Origin of the sequence: uncultured Marinobacter sp., from assembly GCF_913055835.1 — a bacterium.
GTDB lineage: Bacteria > Pseudomonadota > Gammaproteobacteria > Pseudomonadales > Oleiphilaceae > Marinobacter.
In genome coordinates, this window is the sequence record NZ_CAJXKQ010000016.1 from 1 (window position 1) to 19,775 (window position 19,775).

The following is a 19,775-nucleotide window of genomic DNA, read 5'->3' on the forward strand; positions in this document are numbered from 1 at the left end:
TCCTACATCACCGGCCGTTTCGGCTGATTCCGGACCTGAGGAATTTTGGAGAAGAACAGTATGCCTACAAAGAAGGATGACGTTTACGGGGATCACATTTCCCACAAGTTCAATGATGAACTGATGGAGCTCAAGACCGAGTTCCTGAAAATGGGCGGTATGGTAGAAGCCCAGGTCGAGAACGCCATTCAGGCGCTGGTGGATGGCGATGGCCATCTGGCCGACGAGATCCGCGCCAACGACAAGAAAGTCGACAAGATGGAAGTGGAGATCGACGAGGAAGCCACCCTGATCATCGCCCGTCGGCAGCCGACGGCCCGGGATCTGCGTCTGGTTATTTCGGTCATCAAGATGGTCGCCGATCTGGAGCGTGTGGGTGACGAGGCCAAGAAAATCGCCAAACTGGCCATCAAACTGCAGGAAGAAGGCCAGGCTCCGCGCGGCTATGTGGAAGTCCGCCACATCGGCACCCATGTGCTTAGCATGCTGCACGATGCCCTGGATGCCTTTGCGCGCCTGGACTCCGAGCAGGCCCTGCGGATCATGAAGGAAGACAAGCGCGTCGATGAGGAATATCAGGCCGCCGCCCGTACCCTGTTGACCTTCATGATGGAAGATACCCGCAACATTTCAAGGTGCATGTCCGTGATGTGGGTGCTCCGTGCCCTGGAGCGGGTAGGTGACCACGCGTGCAACATTGCCGAGAACGTGATCTTCATGGTCAAAGGCGAGGACGTTCGTCATACGCCGGTGGAGGAAGCTGAGAAAGTCGTTGGCCGCTGATTTTTGCTTGGGAGGAAGCAAGCGGGCTGGTAGTGCTGTTTGGGACACGCTCAAGGCATCCATGCGCGCTTAGCTTTCGCCATCCATGGCGAAAGATAGTCCCAAACAGCACTACCAGCCCACTTGCCCGAAGCTGGGTGCTGCTCTCCAGTTCGCCTCAGTAATCTTTGGTGTTTGCTTGCAGGCGTAGTGAGACTCTGGCCGGACGGCGTGTGGTGGGGCTTTCCGGGACTGTCTTTCGCCATGGATGGCGAAAGTCAAGCGACCAGGGACGGCTCGAGCGGGTCCCGGAAAGCCCCACCACATGCCGGCCCTCCACCCAAGTCTAAAAATCAGGCCTGCTTCATTTTGTCGGTATACGGAGGCCAGCCCAGCGGCTTGCCAGCGAGCACGTGAAGGTGGATGTGGAACACAGTCTGCCCGGAGTTTTCCCCGCAGTTCATGACAACCCGGTAGCCGTCGTCGGCAAACCCCTTCTCCTTGGCAATCTTCGCTGCCACCAGATACAGATGCCCAACCAGCTCCCGATCGCCTTCGGTGATGTCGTTGATCGTGGCAATGGCCTTTTTCGGGATGACGAGGAAATGCACCGGCGCCTGCGGGTTGATGTCACTGAACGCCAGGGCGAGGTCGTCTTCGTAGAGGATATCCGCGGGGATTTCGCGGTTGATGATCTTGGTGAAAATCGTCTCTGACATGGTGACTCCTTCTGGATTGTCCTTGGGATTGTTGTTCGGTGTTAAAGCTGATTCAGGCCCGGAATCCGGGATGTTATCTGCCTGACTGCGGCCGGCAGTTCCTCGTCGATGCCCATGGCATAGCGGGCCACCCGGTTGCGGGCGAAGGGCAGGGCGCGGGCGGCGCCCAGGCCGAGGTTGCGCAGCAGATGAACCGGCGGGATCCGGTTGCTGAACAGATGGTAGAACACATCCATGGTCAGCATCATTCTGCGGTTCGCCGGGCGGCGTTGTTGTTCATACAGGTTTAGCCATTTCGGGGCGGCCAGATCGTCACCTGCTCGCTTGGCCTCTTTAAGGGCTGATTGCAGGGCCTGTGCATCCTGGAAGCCGAGATTTACGCCCTGTCCAGCCAGTGGGTTGATGGTGTGGGCGGAATCGCCGGCCAAAACCACGCGCCCGGAATGGTAGTGTTTGGCATGTTGCCGGGCAATGGGGAACGATGCCTTGCTGTCGATGTGGGTCAGCAGTGGCAGGCTCGCAGGGAAAGACGACTGGATCTCGCTCATCAGCGTGTTGTCGTCCAGCGATTTCAGTCGAGCGAGTTCCTCGGGTGAATCGTACCAGACCAGCGAGCCCCAGCTTTCGCCGGGGTGTTGCGGGCCAGCGCTGTGCAGGGGCAAAAAAGCGCGGGGGCCGGAAGGATGAAAACCCTGCCAGGTAATGTCTTCAACCGGACCCTGATATCGAACCGAGACAACCATTGCCTGCTGGTCGTACTGGTTACGGGTGGTGCCGATGCCTGCGAGGTCGCGGATTCGGGAGTGGGCGCCGTCGGCCCCGACGACGAGGGTTGCTTCCAGTTCGTGACCGTCGTCGAGGGTGACGGTGGCTGTGTCGCCGGACTGGGCCAGCGAGGCAACACCCTGGCCGTGAAGGAGGGTCACCTGGGGGCAGGCTTCGGCAGTTTGCCAGAGGGCTTGCTGGGTGACCGAGTTTTCGACGATGTGTCCCAGATGGGGGGCGCCAAGTTCGTTGGCGTCGAATTGAACTTCGGCCAGTTTCCGGGGCACCAGGTTCTGTAATGGGTAGCGGGTTTCATCCCACACGGCCAGTCGTTTATAGGGCGTGGCGCGCATCCCGAGAATGTGGTCCCAGGCACCCAGGCTCTGGAGGTAGCGCTCGCTGCCGGCGCTCAGAGCAGAGACCCGGATGTCCGGTGCGCTGTCGGGGTCGAATACAGGCGGCGGGGCCCGGTCAACGAGGGCAACGCGAAAGCCATTCTGGCCGAGGCCAGTGGCCAGGGCAGCGCCGACCATGCCGGCACCAACTACCACAATATCAAAGGCTTGAGTCATATCGGTTTCCTGTCTGATGCCCCCAGTTTACGCGATGACGGCAACCAGACAAGAGACCGGGATCAAGCCAGCAGGAAAACCCTTAGTACCCTGCCATTCCGGATATCCGAGGCTCGGTGGTCTCGTCCGGCCGGCGACGGCCCTTAACCAGCCAGGCGGGTTTCTGGGCCCCGGGTTTGTTGAAGCCCTGGTTCAGTACCATCGGCTGGACCAGGGTCAGGAAATCGGCGGTCTTCATGTGGACAGATTCGCTGTGACTGCCCGCGGCGAAGGCCAGCTCGGGCTGTTCGGTCAGTGCCTCCGCGCAATACACCGTCATGCCGAACAGATTACCGAAGGGAGGCATGGCGCCTACTTCACAATCCGGAAAGCGGTCCTTGAATTCCTGTTCATCCGCGAGGTCAATAAAGTCAGTGTCCAGAATGCGGGACAGTCTGTCCCAGCGGATTCGCCAGGTTGCCGGCATCACCAGCATCGCCATTTTGCCATCCAGTTCGATGATCACCGTTTTTACGACGCGGTCGCCGGCAATCTTGACGTGGTGGGCCAGTTCCTGGGCGGTAAACGCAGGGGGGTGAGAAAGGCACATGTATTCCACACCTGCCTCATCGAGGAATTCCTTCAACTGCTGTACCGGCATAGTGACAACCTCCTACCAGCAATGACAGCGTTCCGGAGCCTGTGTAGGACAGATTACCTGGCCCCGATGGCTTGGCGGGGTCGCTAAACCCCGCCATTAATGGTCAGCTTAGTTGAGGTTACGCAGTTTGCGAGTAACCGGATGTATCAATGAGAAACCGATCGCGAATCTCAGTCGGTTTTATACATATGCACATCGCGCTGGGGGAACGGAATGCTGATGCCCTCGGCGTCGAATGCCTTCTTCACCTTCTCGTGCATGTCCCAGTAGAAGGGCCACAGGTCAGCGGACTTGGTCCAGGCCCGAACGGTCAGATCAACGGAACTTTCACCCAGCGCACCAACAACGATAAGAGGCTCGGGATCTTTCAGCGCGCGCTCGTCTTCCTCAATGAGTCGCTTGCAGACGGCCTTGGCCTTGTCGATGTCATCGCCGTAGCCAATCCCGAAGCTCATGTCGCAACGCCGGGTTTCATAGGCGCTCAGGTTGGTGAGGCTGGCGTTAGCCAACTGACCGTTAGGAATCACGATCCGGCGGTTATCGAAGGTGTCGACAATGGTGTAGAGAATGGAGATTTCCCGGACAGAGCCAAGGTAGCCCTGGGCGTCGATGACGTCGCCGACCTTGAACGGTTTGAAAATCAGGATCAGCACGCCGCCGGCAAAGTTGGCCAGGCTGCCCTGCAGTGCCAGGCCGACGGCCAGACCGGCCGCACCGATAATGGCAATGAAGGACGTGGTTGCGATGCCAACCATGGAAGCAACGGAGATCAGAAGCAGGATTTTGAGAATTGCACTGATCAGGCCGCAGAGGAACTTGTTCAGGGTGGGATCTTTCTTGCCCAGCTTGTTGTCGAGGACTCCGACAAAACGATTGATCAGCCACATGCCCACGATCAATGTGACAATGGCCAGCACGACTTTCGGTGCGTATGTCATGATCAGGGCCATGGCCTGATTCATGAGTTCCGAGGCACCGCCCTCAGCGCCAAATAGGTCTTCCATAAAGGACTCCTTGTTCGTTGGTATTTTTCATAAGTATCGGATTAACGGACAAAATCCTGCAACAACGTGATTCGTCTACTTCTCTATATAGCAGACAAATGTCAGGGGTGTGTATTGCAGGAAAAATATTCCGACAGTCGTTTACGCAACTGAGCGTTCACTGGCCCAATCGAGAATGGTTCCAGGGCCTCCACGGACAAGAATCCGGCCCTCTTTCTGGCTAAGCTGGTAGTCGTACATGGGGTCGTAATAGTCTTCGAGCAGCGCCTGGATCCACGCGTCGTGAGCGCCGGTTCGTCCGGTGGTCTCCTGCTGCTCGAGCGCCTCTTCCATCAGCCTGCGGAGTTGCTTGTGGCGTTCACCGCCGAGGCGTTTTCGGATGCGGTCAATGGCGCTGAGCAGATAGTCCCGGAAATTCAGCCAGCCTGCGTCGGTTCCGTCGCGGCTTACATAATCCGCAAACATGCCCTCAACATAGTCTTCCCGGATAATGGCCACACGCTCTTCCATGGGTTGCTCCAGAATCAGCAGCGGCGACTCGGCCATGCGATTCTTGAGCGACTCGGGCAGGGCGCAACGCCCTACAAGGCGGCTTTCATCTTCCAGATATACCGGGCCATCGTTCAAATGACGGGCTTTGAGCATGGCGACGGCCAGCCGGTTCTCGAAATCGATCTGTGAGGGTTGGGGTGTTACCTGGCGCCCGAAACTGGAGCCCCGGTGGTTAGCCAGGCCCTCAAGATCCACGGGATTGGGGAGCCGTTTCAGAACACGTGTTTTGCCGGTACCGGTGCGACCGCTGAGAATACGGAATTCGCCGGATTCGATCTGCGCTTCGAGGCTATCGATCAGAAACCGGCGCAGTGCCTTGTAGCCGCCTTTGACCAGCGGGTAGTCAATGCCGGCGTCGCGAATCCACTGCTGGGTAAGCCGGGACCGCAGGCCACCGCGGAAGCAGAACAGATAACCTTCGGGATGCCGGGCAACAAAGCGCTTCCAGGCTTCGATGCGCTGGGCCTTGATGTCGCCAGACACCAACTGATGGCCCAGTTCAATGGCCTTGTCCTGGCCTTTTTCCTTGTAACAGATGCCGACCCGGTGGCGTTCCTCATCGTTCATCAGTGGCGCATTTTCAGTATTCGGGAAGCTGCCACGGCTGAACTCCACCGGTGCCCGGACGTCCATCAGCGGAACATCGTTCAGGAACAGGGAAAGGTAGTCGTCGGTGTCGGGTCTGCTTGCCATTTCAACGCTAAACCAGTTGTCAGATGGAGGCGGCAGTATAGCGGAAATGGGGTTTTTCTGCTTACCTTCGCCTGTTTCCCGGGTTGGTCAGGGGTACAATGGCGCCTTCGCGAAATTAGAGTCTGGATAACCCATGTCAGCGGACTACCTGAATAAGAACCTGAGCAAAACCCTGGCCAGGGGGCGGGTGGCCGTTTCCCGTCCTGCCGGCTGTAAACGCATTGCCCTGTACCTGTTTGATCCGACGGTGCTTGAGGGGCCGTTATCCCACGAGGAGGCTCAGGCGGTGGTTGCCGAGCCGGCATACTGGTCCTTTTGCTGGGCCAGCGGCCAGGTGCTCGCCAGCTGGATCCTGGACAACCCCAGGTACGTAGAGGGCAGGCGGGTCCTGGACTTTGGTTCCGGATCCGGGATAGTGGCCGTGGCGGCGGCGATGGCCGGCGCTCGGGAAGCCATTGCCTGTGACATTGACCCGGCGGCCCTGGATGCAGCGAGTGCCAACGCGGCCCTTAACGGTGTGTCCGTTGGCCTTTGCCATGACTGGGCAGATCGCCCGAAAGATCTGGACGTGGTAACAGCGGCAGACGTGCTCTATGACCCCGAGAACCGGCCGCTGCTCAAAGTGTTCCGACAGGCGGCACCGCGGGTTTTGCTTGCCGACTCCCGGATGAAAGTGTTGGGTGACAGCACCTATCAGAGGCAGGCAACGATTGAAGCCAGGACCTGGCCGGATCTGAACGAATTCGAGGAGTTCAACAAGGTGCGTATCTATCTGGCTGAAGGAGGCCAGTAAAGGACTGGGAGGTGAGCGAGATGGTTATAAAAAAATAAAGGGCAACCAGACGGTTACCCTTTCTCGGAACAGGTCGGCGCATCCTTGCGCATTGGGCAACAGCCATGTTGCGAGATCCTTGAGCCACTCCGTGGTGCCGGCATCCGAGCCGGCTATCCGAATAGTTATCCCTTAAGCGAGGCGTCCCTGTATCCTTGCCTCTCCCTGCATTCCATGCCGGGGTGCATCCAGTGCGTCGTCCCTTTCCCTGTCATCCTTGATGTAAACACTATACCAATTGGATTCTGACAAACGTGTGAACTGTGCACGCGTTGCGTTTGATGTCAGTGTCGGCTTTCCCAATAAAATATAATTATCAGCGAGTTAGGTTTTTTCTAAGGGGGTTTCGCACCCATGCGCACGTGATATCACCGCAAGATCTCACGCTGTTGTAAGAGATATCTCACAGAGATCCTGGCGAATTTCTCAGATCCGGTTTGCCGATTTTGCGAACGCCGGGCCACGGAAGGAGACCAATGGCAATGCCTATGCCGTCTGCAGCCAGATCCGCCATGGAAAATTCCCGGTAGGGCAGGTTTGCCTGGATGAGTTCGATGCCCAAGCCAAAACCCAACAGTGCCGGCGCAAACCAGATCGCCCGCAGGTCCGGCCAGGCCAGTCGGGTCAGGATGGTGAGCTCAACAAAGGCAAGCACGTGGTTTACCTTGTCGCTGGAAGAAGAAGGGATGGGGTAAGGGTTATCGGTTGTCGCAAGAAATCCGATCGCCAGCACCGAAACTACAAAAGCTGTTCGCCAGAGGGGGCGATACTGCATCAGGCTGGTCAGTTGTTGTTTCAGTGAATCCATCGGGGAAGTCCCTGAGCGTTCTCGGGCTGTGGGAATGTTATCAACATGATATGCTTTGCGCCCCGTCATTGTCATTGAAGCGGAGGACCTGCCAGCGATGCTCAAGGGAAATTTTTTTCGTGGACTGGGCTATCTGGGTGAGGGGTTCCGCCTGATTCGTCAGCCCGGTCTGCGGCTGTTTGTCATTATTCCACTGGTTATCAATATTCTGCTCTTCGGATTGCTGTTCTTCTTCCTGGGGGAACTCTTTGCCGGCCTGATCGCCGCCGCCATGGCCTGGCTGCCGGACTGGGCCTGGCTCCAGGCGCTGGATTGGCTGTTCTGGATTCTCTACGGTGCGGTCATCGTGTTGATGCTCGCCTATGGCTTTGTCATCGTTGCCAACCTCATTGGCTCTCCATTCTACGGCTACCTTGCCGAACTGACCGAAAAGCACCTGACCGGCCAGGAGGTAAACACTGACGACAGCTGGGCTTCCATTATCAAGGACATACCCCGCGCGCTCTGGCGTGAGGTTCAGAAAATCCTGTATTACCTGCCCCGGGCCATCGGCCTGCTGATTATCGGCCTGATACCGGTTGTTAACCTGGTTGCTGCTGTTCTGTGGTTTCTTTTCAACAGCTGGATGATGGCCCTGCAGTACGTGGACTATCCGGCTGACAACCACAAGGTCAGTTTTCCGGCCTTGCGTCGGTTGCTCGGTGACACGAGGTTGTCCGCGTTCGGCTTTGGTCTGCCGGTGGCGTTGGCCGCCATGGTTCCCGTGCTGAATCTGATTGTGGTGCCGGCAGCGGTTTGCGGTGCAACGGCTTACTGGGTGCGTGAGAACGGCGCCACAAGAACGTAATTTGTCTGGAGGTTTCTTGGATACATCGGAATTTGGTATTGGTCAGCGTTGGGTCAGCCACAGTGATACTGGCCTGGGGCTTGGGATCGTCACGGACATCTCCGGGCGCCGGGTGACCCTCGGGTTTCCCGCCGCCGATGAGGAGCGCACCTACGCGATTGATAACGCACCTCTGTCCCGAATCATCTATCAACTGGGCGAGGAGATCGAGACCTTCGATGGCAAGCGGTACATCGTTCGCGCGGTCGAGGATCTTGGTGGTGTGCTCATGTACCACGCAGACGATGGCACCGATCTACATGAAATTTCCGAGGTGAAACTCGCAGGCTCGGTGAACTTTTCCGCACCGCACCAGCGGCTGTTCGCAGGCCAGTTCGATCGCAACGGTGCCTTTCGTCTGAGGTATGCCACCCTCCAGCACATGAATCGCCTGCGGGCGTCCCCTGCACAGGGACTGATCGGCGCTCGCACCCAACACCTGCCGCACCAGATCTATATTGCCCATGAGGTTGCCCGGCGTCATGCGCCCCGTGTACTTCTGGCCGATGAAGTCGGCCTGGGCAAAACCATTGAGGCGGGGCTGATCCTGCACTATCAGCTGCACACCGGGCGCGCAAGGCGCGCGCTCATCGTGGTGCCGGACTCCCTCACCCATCAATGGCTGGTGGAAATGCTTCGCCGCTTTAACCTGCGTTTCTCGATTGTGGATCAGGGTCGCTACGATGCCCTGAAAGATGAGGAAAGCGATGTTGATGCCCTGGTCAACCATATTTTTGGCGACGAGGATGCAGTCAATCCCTTCGAGAGCGAGCAGCTGGTGCTCTGCAGTCTCGATTTCCTCAAGAACAGCCGGAAGGCGCAGGACGATGCCCGAAAGGCCGAGTGGGACCTGATGATCGTGGACGAGGCCCACCACCTTGAGTGGAGCCCGGAGGAAGCCAGTCGGGAATACCGGATCGTTGAGGAACTGTCGGCGGTCAGCCGGGGCCTGCTGTTGTTGACGGCGACGCCGGAGCAGGTGGGTGTTGCCAGTCACTTCGCCCGCTTGCGGCTGCTGGACCCGGCCCGATTCCATGATCTGGATGCCTTCCGGGAAGAGGAGCAGCAGTACGAGACGATCAACGCTGTGGTCCGTCGGCTCCTGGACGAGAAATCCGACATCAGCGCCGAAGACCGGAAACTGTTGCGAGAATGGTTGGGCGAAGAGCTGGACCAGTTGCTGGCCGGAGATAACCCACGGCAATCGGTGATCGATGCTCTGCTGGATCGGCACGGTACCGGTCGCGTGCTGTTCCGTAATACCCGGGCGGCTATCCAGGGATTTCCCGAACGCCGTCCCGAACCCGAGCCGTTACCTTGCCCGGCCATGTACCAAGGGCATGCCTCGGGTATTCAGGGGTTGACCCCTGAGCAACTGGTGCCCGAGGAGCAGTGGCTGGCGGACGATCCGAGGGTGGAGTGGCTTGAGAAAAAGCTGGTGGGCCTGCGTCCAGCAAAGGTCGTTGTTATCTGTGCCAGTGCCCAGACCGCTATGGCCCTGGAGCATTATCTCCAGCTGCGTGCAGGTATTCGCAGTGCCGCCTTTCATGAACATCTGAGCCTGATCGAGCGAGACAGGGCTGCCGCCTACTTTGCCGACACTGAGCAGGGTGCCCAGGCACTGATCTGTTCTGAAATTGGCAGCGAGGGCCGTAATTTCCAGTTTGCCCATCACCTTGTGCTCTTCGATCTGCCCGCCAACCCGGACCTGCTCGAGCAGCGTATCGGACGGCTGGACCGGATCGGTCAGACAGAAGCCATTGATATTCATATTCCCTACCTGTGTGGCACCAGTCAGGAGGTGCAGTTCCGCTGGTTCCACGAGGGCCTGAATGCCTTTGCCGAAAGCTGCGCCGTAGGTGTCGCGGTTCAGGAAACTTTGCAGGCCCAGTGGCAGCAGGCCATTGATGGCGACCTTGATGTGGCTGATGAGCTGGTTACAGCCTCCGCAGACGAATCGAAGCGCCTGAAAACGCTGCTGCAAAACGGCCGTGATGCCCTGATCGAACTGAATTCCTGTCGCCCGGACGTGGCAGAGAACCTGATTGCCGCCATTGAAGACGAAGAGGCCGAGGCCCGGGTTCGGGATTACATGATGGAAGCTTTTGACATCCTGGGCGTGGATGTCGAAGACCATGCCGATCACTCCGACATTCTGAGGCCCGGCGAACAATATCAGGCCGGACATGTCGCCGAATTGCCGGAAGACGGCATAACCGTTACCTGGGATCGGAACAATGCCCTGGAGCGGGAGGATCTGGCGTTCATGAGCTGGGAGCATCCGATGGTTACCGGGGTGATGGACTCGGTCACCAGTTCCGGTCTTGGCAAGGCTGCGCTGGCCAGCCTCTCGGTGAAGGCGCTGCCTGCCGGAACGCTGTTGATGGAGGCCCTGTTCACCGTGCACTGCCCGGCGCCGGAAGCCCTGCAGCTTACCCGCTTCCTGCCGGTCTCCCCGTTGCGTCTATTGGTGGACGTCAATGGCAAGGAGCTGTCGGGTGCTCTTCCTCACGACCGGCTGAATGAGATGTGCTCGAATATCCGCCGGCGTACGGCCCAGGCCATCGTTCCGCAGATCCGTCCGCAGGTCGAAACCATGGTGGATCACGCGGAGCGGCTTTCAGCGCCTCACCTGGAGCCCTTGAGGGTCCAGGCGCTTGAGCAGCTAAAGGCGAGTTTTGAACCGGAGATCCGTAGGCTGGAAGCGTTGCAGAAAGTGAACCCCGCGATTCGTGAGGAAGAAATCGATTTCTTCCGCGATCAGTTCAAGGCAGCGAAAGAGGCCATCGATCATGCCAGCCTGGCTCTGGAAGGCATTCGTGTGATCGTGACCGCATAACACAAGGTGTGATGGTCGTAACTGGCTGACTGTGCGGCATTTGCTGGTCAGCCCTCATCTGATGCGGTACCGTAAACGTAACGAATTGTAGTCTTCGAATTTTCCGAACCATGGATGACAGAGAGAACCTATGATGACTTTCATTCTGTTTGTAGTGGCACTGGCTGGCTTGCTGATTGTGATGCGGCGCGAGTCAGGTGCCGCCTCCGCCATTGGCGTAATGGCCGTCACCGGGCTGCTGTCCCTGATCTTTGCCTCCGGCTGGCTGGCTCTGCTGCTCTTTATTGGTGCCGCAGTCACGGCAGCTGCGGGGCTTCCGGGCTTCCGCCAGAGCTGGCTGACTCCCCGCGTCTTTTCGATGTTCAAGAAAGTCGCTCCCAAGGTTTCGGATACTGAGAAAGTTGCGTTGGAAGCGGGCACTGTTGGCTGGGATGGCGAACTGTTTACCGGTCGCCCGGACTGGCATAACCTGCTCATTAATCGCAATACCGGCCTGAGCGAAGAAGAACAGGCTTTCGTGGACAATCAGTGCACCCAGGCAATCTCCATGTGCAACGCCTGGGACGTTGCCGTTGAGCGGGCGGACCTTCCAAAAGAGCTTTGGGACTTCCTGAAGAAAGAGAAGTTCTTCGGCATGATTATCCCGAAGGAATACGGTGGCCTGGAGTTTTCTGCCAAGGCCCAGACCGCGGTGCTGCAGAAACTGGCTGCCAATGAATCACTGATGGTGTCTGTCGGTGTGCCCAACTCACTCGGCCCGGGTGAGCTTCTGGTCAAATATGGTACCGAAGACCAGAAGAACCATTACCTGCCTCGTCTGGCGGATGGTCGTGAGATCCCGTGTTTCGGGCTGACCGGGCCTCGCGCCGGTTCCGATGCAACCTCGCTGCCAGACACCGGGATCGTGTGCAAACAGAAGGTGGATGGCAAGGAAGTAGTCGGTATCCGGCTCAACTTCGAGAAGCGCTGGATAACCCTGGCGCCCATTGCCACCGTAGTGGGCCTGGCCTTCCGGATGTTCGATCCGGACAAGCTGTTGGGTGACACCGAAGATTACGGCATCACCTGTGCCCTCATCCCGCGGGACACCAAAGGCATGGAAATCGGCCGTCGACACTGCCCGATTGGCAGTCCGTTTTTGAACGGTCCGATCAAGGGCAAAGACGTCTTTATTCCTCTGGATTACATTATTGGTGGTGTCGATATGGCCGGCCAAGGCTGGCGCATGCTGGTTGAGTGCCTGTCCGTGGGGCGCTGCATCACGCTGCCTTCAGGCGCGGCCGGCGCAGCTGCCTACTCCGTTGGCACCGCCGGTGGCTTTACCCGCATCCGCCGCCAGTTCAATACCCCGGTTGCGGACATGGAAGGCGTGCAGGAGCCTCTGGCCCGGATCGGCGCCAAGACCTATATCGCTCAGGCGGCCGTCAACCACACGGCCAACATGATTGACAAAGGTGAGAAGCCTGCCGTTCCATCGGCCATCCTGAAGTACCACCTGACCGAGTTCCAGCGCGGCGTGCTGACCGATGCCATGGATGTTCACGGTGGCAAGACGGTGACACTCGGCCCGCGCAACTATCTGGGCATTGGCTACAGCGGCGCGGCGGTTTCGATCACGGTTGAGGGTGCCAACATCATGACCCGCAGCCTGATGATCTTCGGTCAGGGTGCGATCCGCTGTCATCCCTATGTGCTCAAAGAGCTGGCGGCCAAGGATAACGATGACATCAAGGCTTTTGACGATGCCTTCTTCGGCCATGCCGGACTGATCTTTGGTAATGCCGCCCGGGCCTTTACCCAGGCCCTGGGGCTTGGTCGGGCCGACGTGCCTTTCGACAGTGCCAGCCGCAGGTATGCCCAGGCTGTCGCCCGCTTCAGCGCGGCCTTTGGTCTGTGCTCTGATGCTGCGATGACCACGCTCGGCAGCGAGCTGAAAATGCGAGAGCTGATCTCCGCGCGGTTGGGGGATATGCTGTCTAACCTGTATCTTGCTTCCATGGTGCTGAAGAACTGGCACGAGACCCAGCCGGTAGAGGGCGAGAAGGAAGTGATGGAATACAGCCTGAGCCTGTTGCTGCATCGTACAGAGAACGCACTGGATGAATTCCTGCAGAACCTGCCAAACCGTGCTGTCGCACTGGTTCTGCGCGGTGTGACCATGCCATTGGGTCGCCGTTGGGACAGCCCCCATGACGATTTGGCCCGTAAGCTGGCCCGTGCGATCTCTACTGACACACCGATTCGCAACAAGCTGATCGCCAGTGTATGGACCACCGACGGAGAGGGTACCGTGGAGAATCCGGTGGCCCGCTACAACGGTCTGCTGAAAGACTACGACAAGGCGGAGCAGTTGTACCGTAAGGTAACCAAGGCCTACGCCAAGGGCGAGCTGCCGATGACCGCATTGCATCCGGAAGAGCGTTTCGAGGCCGCGCTCGAGGCCGGTGTTTACACCAAGGAAGAGGCCGATTTCATGCGCCAGTACGAAAACGTGGTGCTGGAAATGCTGACGGTCGATGACTTTGCCTTTAATGCCTTTGCCCTGAACAAGGAGTCTGTGATTGATCACAACCCCGCCTGACAGGGAACTGTCCTGAAATGTGGTTGTCCTTTGTAGCAGTCAGCGTTGGCGCCGTGATCGGCGCCAACCTGCGTTGGGCCCTGGGTTTGTGGCTGAACACCACCTACCATGCCGTTCCCTATGGGACGCTGGTTGCCAACCTCAGTGGTGGTTGGCTTGTCGGACTGCTGATCGGCTATTTCAGCCATGGCACCACGCTGGCACCGGAATGGCGGCTCTTTGCCATAACCGGATTGTGCGGTGCCCTGACCACCTTTTCGACATTCTCCCTCGAGATGTTTGCTGCAATCCAGGAAGGCAAATGGGCCATGGCGATCACCGGTATTCTGGCTCACGTTGTCGGCTCCATCCTCATGACTGCACTGGGAATTTATACCTTCGGCCTGGTGCGGGGATGATGGGTACCACTACCTACATAAATTCTCGAAATTACCCTTGGCAAGCTTCGGATTCAGGAGTAGAGTGAAGGGCGTAGGAAAGATTCAGTAAAGCATTTCATGAATAAGACGTACCTCCGCAGTTAGTAGTGACCGTCCTGTTTTTGATTCCGCGAGTTCTGTATTTCCGCAAAACGCTGACCTGACACCATGAAGGTGCGGGCGGCAGATAATATGATTGATTTCAGGAAGTTTAAGTATGTCTACTACTACCGGTACTGTTAAGTTCTTCAACGAAGCAAAAGGCTTTGGCTTTATCACTCGTGAAGGCGGCCCGGACGTTTTTGTTCACTACAGCGCTATTCAGGGCAGCGGTTTCAAGACTCTGGCTGAAGGCCAGCAGGTCGAGTTCACCGTTACCCAGGGCCAGAAAGGTCCCCAGGCGGAGAACGTTGTTGCCCTGTAATCCCTGATGGATTCGGCAATAACCGCCAAAAAGGCAGCTTCGGCTGCCTTTTTTAATGCCTGAAAAAGCATCGGATGATGCTCCGCTTTTGTCATTATCCCCTCTTTGTGTAATCTTTACCGGCCTGCTGCTCGTTTAACCTGACGTCGAGATCTCCAGGAATCATTACATGCTCCGACTGCTGAAAGCTGCCTGGATCCTGTTCTGGGCCATACTGCTCACCCTGATTCTGTTTTTCCCGATTGTGATTGCTGCGCTGCTTGGAAAGCGGGGGGACGCCGCATTTTACGGTACCAAGATCTACGCCTGGATCATCCTGAAAGTCTGCGGCATCCGTCTGAGAGTGCGTGGTAAGGAAAATATCACGCCGGGCCAACGTTATGTGATTCTGAGCAATCATGCTTCCTATTTTGATCCGCCCGCGCTGGTGCTTGCCCTTGGTTTGCAATATCGCTGGGTGATCAAGAAGGAGTTGCGCAAGGTGCCCCTGTTCGGATTGGCTCTGGAGACTTCCCGGAACCTTTTTATTGACCGGGCAAAGGGCAGCGACGCGCTGGAGAGCATCAAGCGAGGTGTTGACCAGCTTCCGGATGGCACCAGCATACTGATTTTCCCTGAAGGTACCCGTTCGTGGGATGGCAAGCTGTTACCCTTCAAGAAGGGTGGCTTTGTCATTGCCCAGGATGGTCAGCTTCCCATTCTTCCCGTAACTATCTGTGGTTCTCACCAGCGCTTGCCCAAGGGCAGTGCGGCGTTCAGCCCTGGTGAGATTGAAATCGTCATCCATCCTCCGATGGCTTCCGGTGCTTTGCCGCTGGACGATTTGATGACGGACGTTCGGAACAGCATCGCGTCTTCCCTCTGAAAAAGAAAAACCCGGCGGTCAGGCCGGGTCTGTGACTCAGGGCTGCTGTCTGTTTTATTCGGCGAAAATGGCCTCGTAGAAACGCATGGTGCCCTCCCAGGAACGGTTTGCGGCTTCTTCGTCATAGCCAATCGGCATACCGAACTCCTCGGCGACCTTGTCAGCACCGGGATTGGTAAATGAGTGCAGCACTCCCGGGAAACTGACCAGCGTGAGGTCGACTTCCGCGTCCTGCATCTCTTTCACCAGGCCTGCGACCTGGTCTGAGGGAACCATCTTGTCGGCACCACCGGTGTATACCTGGACCCGGGCCTTAACGGTTCCGGCTTCCGCGGTAATGGGGCTGCCGAGCGCGCCGTGGTAACTGACCACGCCGTCCAGGTCCACGCCCATACGTGCCATATTCAGGACCACCGCACCGCCAAAGCAGTAGCCTTGTGCAGCAATGCGGGAAGCATCGACACTTTCATGATTCTGCAGGATTTCCATCGCCTTCAGGAAGCGTGCCTTGACCTGATCCATATCCTTGGTCGCTTCCTGCATGAACTTCTGGGCGGTATCGGGATGGTCCGCCTGCTTGCCGGAGCCATACATGTCCAGGGCAAACGCCGTGTAGCCGGAAGCGGCCAGCCGCTCTGCCTGATCCCGGGCGAATTCATTGTGGCCCCACCACTCATGAACCACCAGAACGCCCGGACGTTTCTCTTCAAACTCATCATCCCAGGCCATGTAACCGGTGAAGGTGGTTTCACCGACCTTGTATTCGACGGTCTTGGTTTGCATTTCTGCCATTACCTGCGTGCTTGCCAGAGTGAGTGAGAGGGTGGCTGCGGCCGCTGTTGCTTTCAGGGTTGTCATAATCTGTCCTGCTCCTTTTGGGTCGGATTGTCTTTTTGTCCGGAAATCTACGCCCGGAACCGGTAAACCGATGCAATCAGTTGCCAATCCAGTATAGGACCTTTTGACTACACTACATCCAATGACTCATGAATCCGGACTGTCTTGGAGGTTGTCTATGAAAATCGGCGTGCCCAGGGAAATCAAGAACCGCGAATACCGTGTAGGCATGACGCCGGCTGCCGTTCACGAGCTGTGTGGTCACAATCATGAGGTTTTCGTGGAAACCGGGGCAGGCGTTGCCATCGGGTTTTCCGATGAAGACTATCGCCAGGCCGGGGCCAGCATTCTTGATACTGCGAGGGAGGTTTTCGACACTGCCGAGCTTATCGTCAAGGTCAAGGAGCCCCAGGCCGAGGAACGGGCACTGCTGAAGCCGGAACACACACTCTTCACCTATCTGCATCTCGCTCCGGACAAGGCGCAGACCGATGATCTGGTGAAGTCTGGCGCCACCTGTATAGCCTATGAAACGGTCACTGATCGTGCGGGCCACTTACCCCTGTTGGCGCCGATGTCGGAAGTGGCGGGGCGTATGTCGATCCAGGCTGGTGCCCACTGTCTTGAGAAAGCCATGGGTGGGCGCGGCGTCCTCCTGGGCGGTGTGCCCGGTGTCAGCCCGGCCCGGGTCGCGGTGGTTGGCGGTGGGGTTGTTGGCCAGAACGCCGTTGCCATGGCGGTGGGTCTTGGCGCCCAGGTAACGGTGCTGGACCGCAACATGGACGTATTGCGGCAGCTGGACCATCTTTATGGCAACCGCATCACCACACTGTTTTCTACCGCCCAGACCCTTGATCAGGCGGTGACAGAGTCGGATCTGGTTGTCGGTAGCGTGCTCATTCCCGGAGCTTCGGCCCCCAAACTGATTACCCGAGACATGATCCGCCGGATGCCGGAGGGAAGTGTGATTGTAGACGTTGCCATTGATCAGGGTGGCTGTGCGGAGACCTCCCGGGCCACAACTCATGACGACCCCACGTATATTGTGGATGGTGTGGTACATTACTGCGTGGCGAACATGCCGGGTGCGGTGGCACGTACGTCGACACTGGCGTTGAATAACGTTACTTTGCCGTTTGTGGCGGCCCTGGCCAATAAGGGGCCTGACCGTGCGATGAAGGAAGATCCACACCTCAGGGCCGGGCTTAACGTGGCTGCCGGCAAGGTGACCTACAGGGAAGTGGCAGAAGCAACCGGGCACCCATACACAAACCCTGAATCCCTGCTGGGATCCTGAGTGTGAAACCCTCGGAGAAACCATGAAACTGATTGGATCCACCACTTCACCTTACGTTCGGCGCATTCGTATCCTGCTGGATGAAGAGCCTTATGAGTTCGTCAACCTCAATATCTATGGTGAAGGTCGGGATGAACTGCGGCGCAACAATCCGACCCTGAAAATTCCCGTGCTCGAAGACGGCGGCCAGGAGATCTATGACTCCCGGATCATCGCCCGTTACATCAGTGCCAAGCAGGGCCGGGATCCGCTGACCTGGGACCAGGAAAACCAGCTTACGATGGTTGATGGCGCCAATGACTCGGCGGTCACCATGCTGCTCTCGGAGAAGTCGGGTATTGATACCGGTGAGGACCGGATGTTCTATAACCTTCAGCGTGAGCGGATCATGACCACCTTGCGTACCCTGGCGGCGATGGTGGAGGACGCTCAGTTTGAAACCTGGAATTACCCGGCGATCTGTCTGTACTGTCTCGTGGACTGGCTGGACTTCAGGGATCTGGTGGACTTCTCGGGTGTGGAAAGCCTTCTGTCATATCGTGACAGCCGCAGGGATTACCCCTGGGTTGCCGAGACTGATCCCCGCAACTCCTGATTCCGGGCGGCCGGCAACCGCCGGCCGCCAACCTCGTAAATTAAGTTGAAATTAAGTCTTCTGAAAGGTTGCAGAAGCTATTCTGTGCTTTTATCTTTGGTCACTACTTAATCATTTAAGTACTCTTTCCGGACCCAGGTCCGATTTTTTTTGAGTTGCTGTCTTAATGCATTAAGTTTCAGATAATTTGCATCAAAAACAGACCTTACAAAAACAATACGAGGTTCCGACAGATGAATTCTGGTAAGACACTAATCCGTAATCCCCTGGCCGCTGCAGTCTCTCTGGGCCTGCTGGCCTCGATGCCCCTGGCTGCACAGGCCCAGGACAGTGTGGAAGAACGCCTTGCCGCGCTGGAAGAAAAACTCGCCGAAGTCGAGCCCCAGGCAACAGGTGCCGAGGGGTTCTCTTTCAACACCTACGCACGCTCCGGTCTGCTGCTGAATGGCGACCTTCAGAGTGCCCCGGGCGGACCCTACCTCACACCTGCCGGTTCCGTTGGTGGTGCAGTGGGTCGCCTTGGCAATGAGCCAGACACCTATCTTGAGGCAATACTCAACTACAAGCAGGAAGCCGAAAACGGTACCAAATCCCATTACCGCCTGATGATTGCCGACTCCACCACCTCCAGCAACGACTGGACCGCCGGTGACGGTGCCCTGAATGTGCGCCAGGCCTATGTAGAATTCAGCGATGTTGCCGGTTTTTCCGGGATCTTCCGGGATTCGGCCATCTGGGCCGGTAAGCGGTTTGATCGCGATAACTTCGATATCCATTGGCTCGACAGCGACTTTATCTTTCTCGCTGGCCTTGGTGCGGGTGTTTACGATGTGAAGTTCACCGAATCGGTGAAATCCAATTTCTCGCTTTATGGCAGAAGCTTCATTGACTTCCCGTCCGACCCGCAGACAGCCACTGAAACCTCAAGTACTGACAGCCTGATCCTTACCGCCAACAACTATTTCGGCAATGTCCAGCTGATGCTCAACGGTATCAACGCCCAGGATAACGAGACCCGTGTTGTGGGTGGCGTACAGGAAGCAGCAGACACAGGTTTTCATACCATGCTGGCCTACCATGGCGGTGACTTCTTCGGCCTTTCTGACGGCAACTTCAAAGTAGCCGTGATGCATGGCCAGGGCCTGGGCGCCGAGGCCAAGAACATCGGTGCCGACGGTGATTTGCATGAGGATGCGGTCAGTACCCGAGTCGGGATTTACGGCACGACCTACCTGAGCGAGAACTGGCGCATTGCCCCCGCGATCCTGGCGGAAACCAGCGAAGACCGCTACATCAAGGGTGATGAGTATCAGTGGCTGACGTTCAATACCCGGCTGGCCCACGAGATCGGCAGCAACTTCGAGATGCAGTACGAGGCTTCCTGGCAGACCATGGATATCACGCCGCTGGGCTATGCCGGTCGCAATGCGGTCGATGGTGACTATTCCCGGTTTACCGTAGCCCCCACCTTCAAACCCCAGGTTGGCGGCTTCTGGAACCGACCGGAGATCCGGGTGTTCGCCAGCTACTCCACCTGGGATGACGAACTCGATGGCTATGCCAGCGGTGACGCACTGGGTGATGCGGAAACAGACTTTACCAGTGGTCAATGGACCTTTGGTACGCAAATGGAAATCTGGTTCTGAGACCGACAATAACAAACCGAGGTGATTAACATGTCCAGA

General features: G+C 57.5%; 18 protein-coding genes. 11 read left to right on the top strand and 7 right to left on the bottom strand.

Going from position 1 to position 19,775, the window contains the following annotated elements; translation table 11 throughout:
- Positions 1-60: 60 nt before the first annotated feature.
- A complete protein-coding gene (gene phoU, locus QZ534_RS10395; protein ID WP_064229722.1) occupies positions 61-783 on the top strand; it encodes a phosphate signaling complex protein PhoU in 723 nt (240 codons plus the stop codon).
- Between the two features lie 332 nt (positions 784-1,115).
- Here phoU and QZ534_RS10400 read toward each other — a convergent pair whose 3' ends face one another.
- The 5 genes from QZ534_RS10400 to mnmH form a co-directional block, all read right to left on the bottom strand.
- Positions 1,116-1,481: a histidine triad nucleotide-binding protein gene (locus tag QZ534_RS10400; RefSeq protein ID WP_296934265.1), complete on the bottom strand. Its 366-nt coding sequence runs from the start codon at positions 1,479-1,481 to the stop codon at positions 1,116-1,118.
- Positions 1,482-1,522: 41 nt separating this feature from the next.
- Positions 1,523-2,818 (bottom strand): FAD-dependent monooxygenase, encoded by a 1,296-nt coding sequence (locus QZ534_RS10405; protein WP_296934267.1) that lies wholly within the window; start codon positions 2,816-2,818, stop codon positions 1,523-1,525.
- An 82-nt stretch (positions 2,819-2,900) separates the two neighbouring features.
- Positions 2,901-3,458, bottom strand: a complete 558-nt coding sequence (locus QZ534_RS10410) for an aminoacyl-tRNA deacylase (RefSeq protein ID WP_296934268.1) — start codon at positions 3,456-3,458, stop codon at positions 2,901-2,903.
- A gap of 170 nt (positions 3,459-3,628) precedes the next feature.
- Complete coding sequence (locus tag QZ534_RS10415) at positions 3,629-4,462, bottom strand: mechanosensitive ion channel domain-containing protein (protein WP_296934270.1); 834 nt, start codon at positions 4,460-4,462, stop codon at positions 3,629-3,631.
- 141 nt (positions 4,463-4,603) lie between these two features.
- Entirely contained in the window at positions 4,604-5,707 is a 1,104-nt protein-coding gene (mnmH, locus tag QZ534_RS10420) for a tRNA 2-selenouridine(34) synthase MnmH (protein WP_296934271.1), read from the bottom strand.
- Positions 5,708-5,840: 133 nt separating this feature from the next.
- On the opposite strand from mnmH, the gene QZ534_RS10425 reads away from it, so the two are divergent.
- Positions 5,841-6,500, top strand: a complete 660-nt coding sequence (locus QZ534_RS10425; RefSeq protein WP_296934272.1) for a methyltransferase — start codon at positions 5,841-5,843, stop codon at positions 6,498-6,500.
- Between the two features lie 442 nt (positions 6,501-6,942).
- Here the strand turns inward: QZ534_RS10425 and QZ534_RS10430 are convergent, their stop codons facing one another.
- Positions 6,943-7,347, bottom strand: coding sequence for a VanZ family protein (locus QZ534_RS10430; protein ID WP_296934274.1), 405 nt, complete (start codon positions 7,345-7,347; stop codon positions 6,943-6,945).
- 97 nt (positions 7,348-7,444) lie between these two features.
- Here QZ534_RS10430 and cysZ point away from each other — a divergent pair, with 97 nt between their 5' ends.
- The 6 genes from cysZ (at position 7,445) to QZ534_RS10460 (ending at position 15,361) form a co-directional block, all read left to right on the top strand.
- Positions 7,445-8,194, top strand: a complete 750-nt coding sequence (gene cysZ, locus QZ534_RS10435) for a sulfate transporter CysZ (RefSeq protein ID WP_296934276.1) — start codon at positions 7,445-7,447, stop codon at positions 8,192-8,194.
- Between the two features lie 16 nt (positions 8,195-8,210).
- Complete coding sequence (gene rapA / locus QZ534_RS10440; RefSeq protein ID WP_296934277.1) at positions 8,211-11,072, top strand: RNA polymerase-associated protein RapA; 2,862 nt, start codon at positions 8,211-8,213, stop codon at positions 11,070-11,072.
- Positions 11,073-11,202: 130 nt separating this feature from the next.
- Positions 11,203-13,653, top strand: coding sequence for an acyl-CoA dehydrogenase (locus tag QZ534_RS10445; RefSeq protein WP_296934279.1), 2,451 nt, complete (start codon positions 11,203-11,205; stop codon positions 13,651-13,653).
- 17 nt (positions 13,654-13,670) lie between these two features.
- Positions 13,671-14,051 (top strand): fluoride efflux transporter CrcB, encoded by a 381-nt coding sequence (gene crcB / locus QZ534_RS10450; RefSeq protein ID WP_296934281.1) that lies wholly within the window; start codon positions 13,671-13,673, stop codon positions 14,049-14,051.
- Positions 14,052-14,289: 238 nt separating this feature from the next.
- Entirely contained in the window at positions 14,290-14,496 is a 207-nt protein-coding gene (locus QZ534_RS10455) for a cold-shock protein (protein WP_008172950.1), read from the top strand.
- 169 nt (positions 14,497-14,665) lie between these two features.
- Positions 14,666-15,361, top strand: coding sequence for a lysophospholipid acyltransferase family protein (locus QZ534_RS10460; RefSeq protein WP_296934283.1), 696 nt, complete (start codon positions 14,666-14,668; stop codon positions 15,359-15,361).
- A gap of 54 nt (positions 15,362-15,415) precedes the next feature.
- On the opposite strand, the gene QZ534_RS10465 is transcribed toward QZ534_RS10460, so the two are convergent.
- Positions 15,416-16,219, bottom strand: a complete 804-nt coding sequence (locus tag QZ534_RS10465; protein WP_296934285.1) for a dienelactone hydrolase family protein — start codon at positions 16,217-16,219, stop codon at positions 15,416-15,418.
- A 157-nt stretch (positions 16,220-16,376) separates the two neighbouring features.
- On the opposite strand from QZ534_RS10465, the gene ald reads away from it, so the two are divergent.
- The 3 genes from ald to QZ534_RS10480 all read left to right on the top strand — a co-directional run bounded on the left by ald (position 16,377) and on the right by QZ534_RS10480 (position 19,736).
- Complete coding sequence (ald, locus tag QZ534_RS10470) at positions 16,377-17,495, top strand: alanine dehydrogenase (RefSeq protein ID WP_296934287.1); 1,119 nt, start codon at positions 16,377-16,379, stop codon at positions 17,493-17,495.
- A 22-nt stretch (positions 17,496-17,517) separates the two neighbouring features.
- A complete protein-coding gene (locus QZ534_RS10475; RefSeq protein ID WP_296934288.1) occupies positions 17,518-18,090 on the top strand; it encodes a glutathione S-transferase N-terminal domain-containing protein in 573 nt (190 codons plus the stop codon).
- A gap of 233 nt (positions 18,091-18,323) precedes the next feature.
- The gene (locus tag QZ534_RS10480) at positions 18,324-19,736 is read left to right on the top strand and encodes a carbohydrate porin (RefSeq protein WP_296934290.1); all 1,413 of its coding nucleotides are present in this window, start codon (positions 18,324-18,326) and stop codon (positions 19,734-19,736) included.
- Positions 19,737-19,775: the final 39 nt, after the last annotated feature.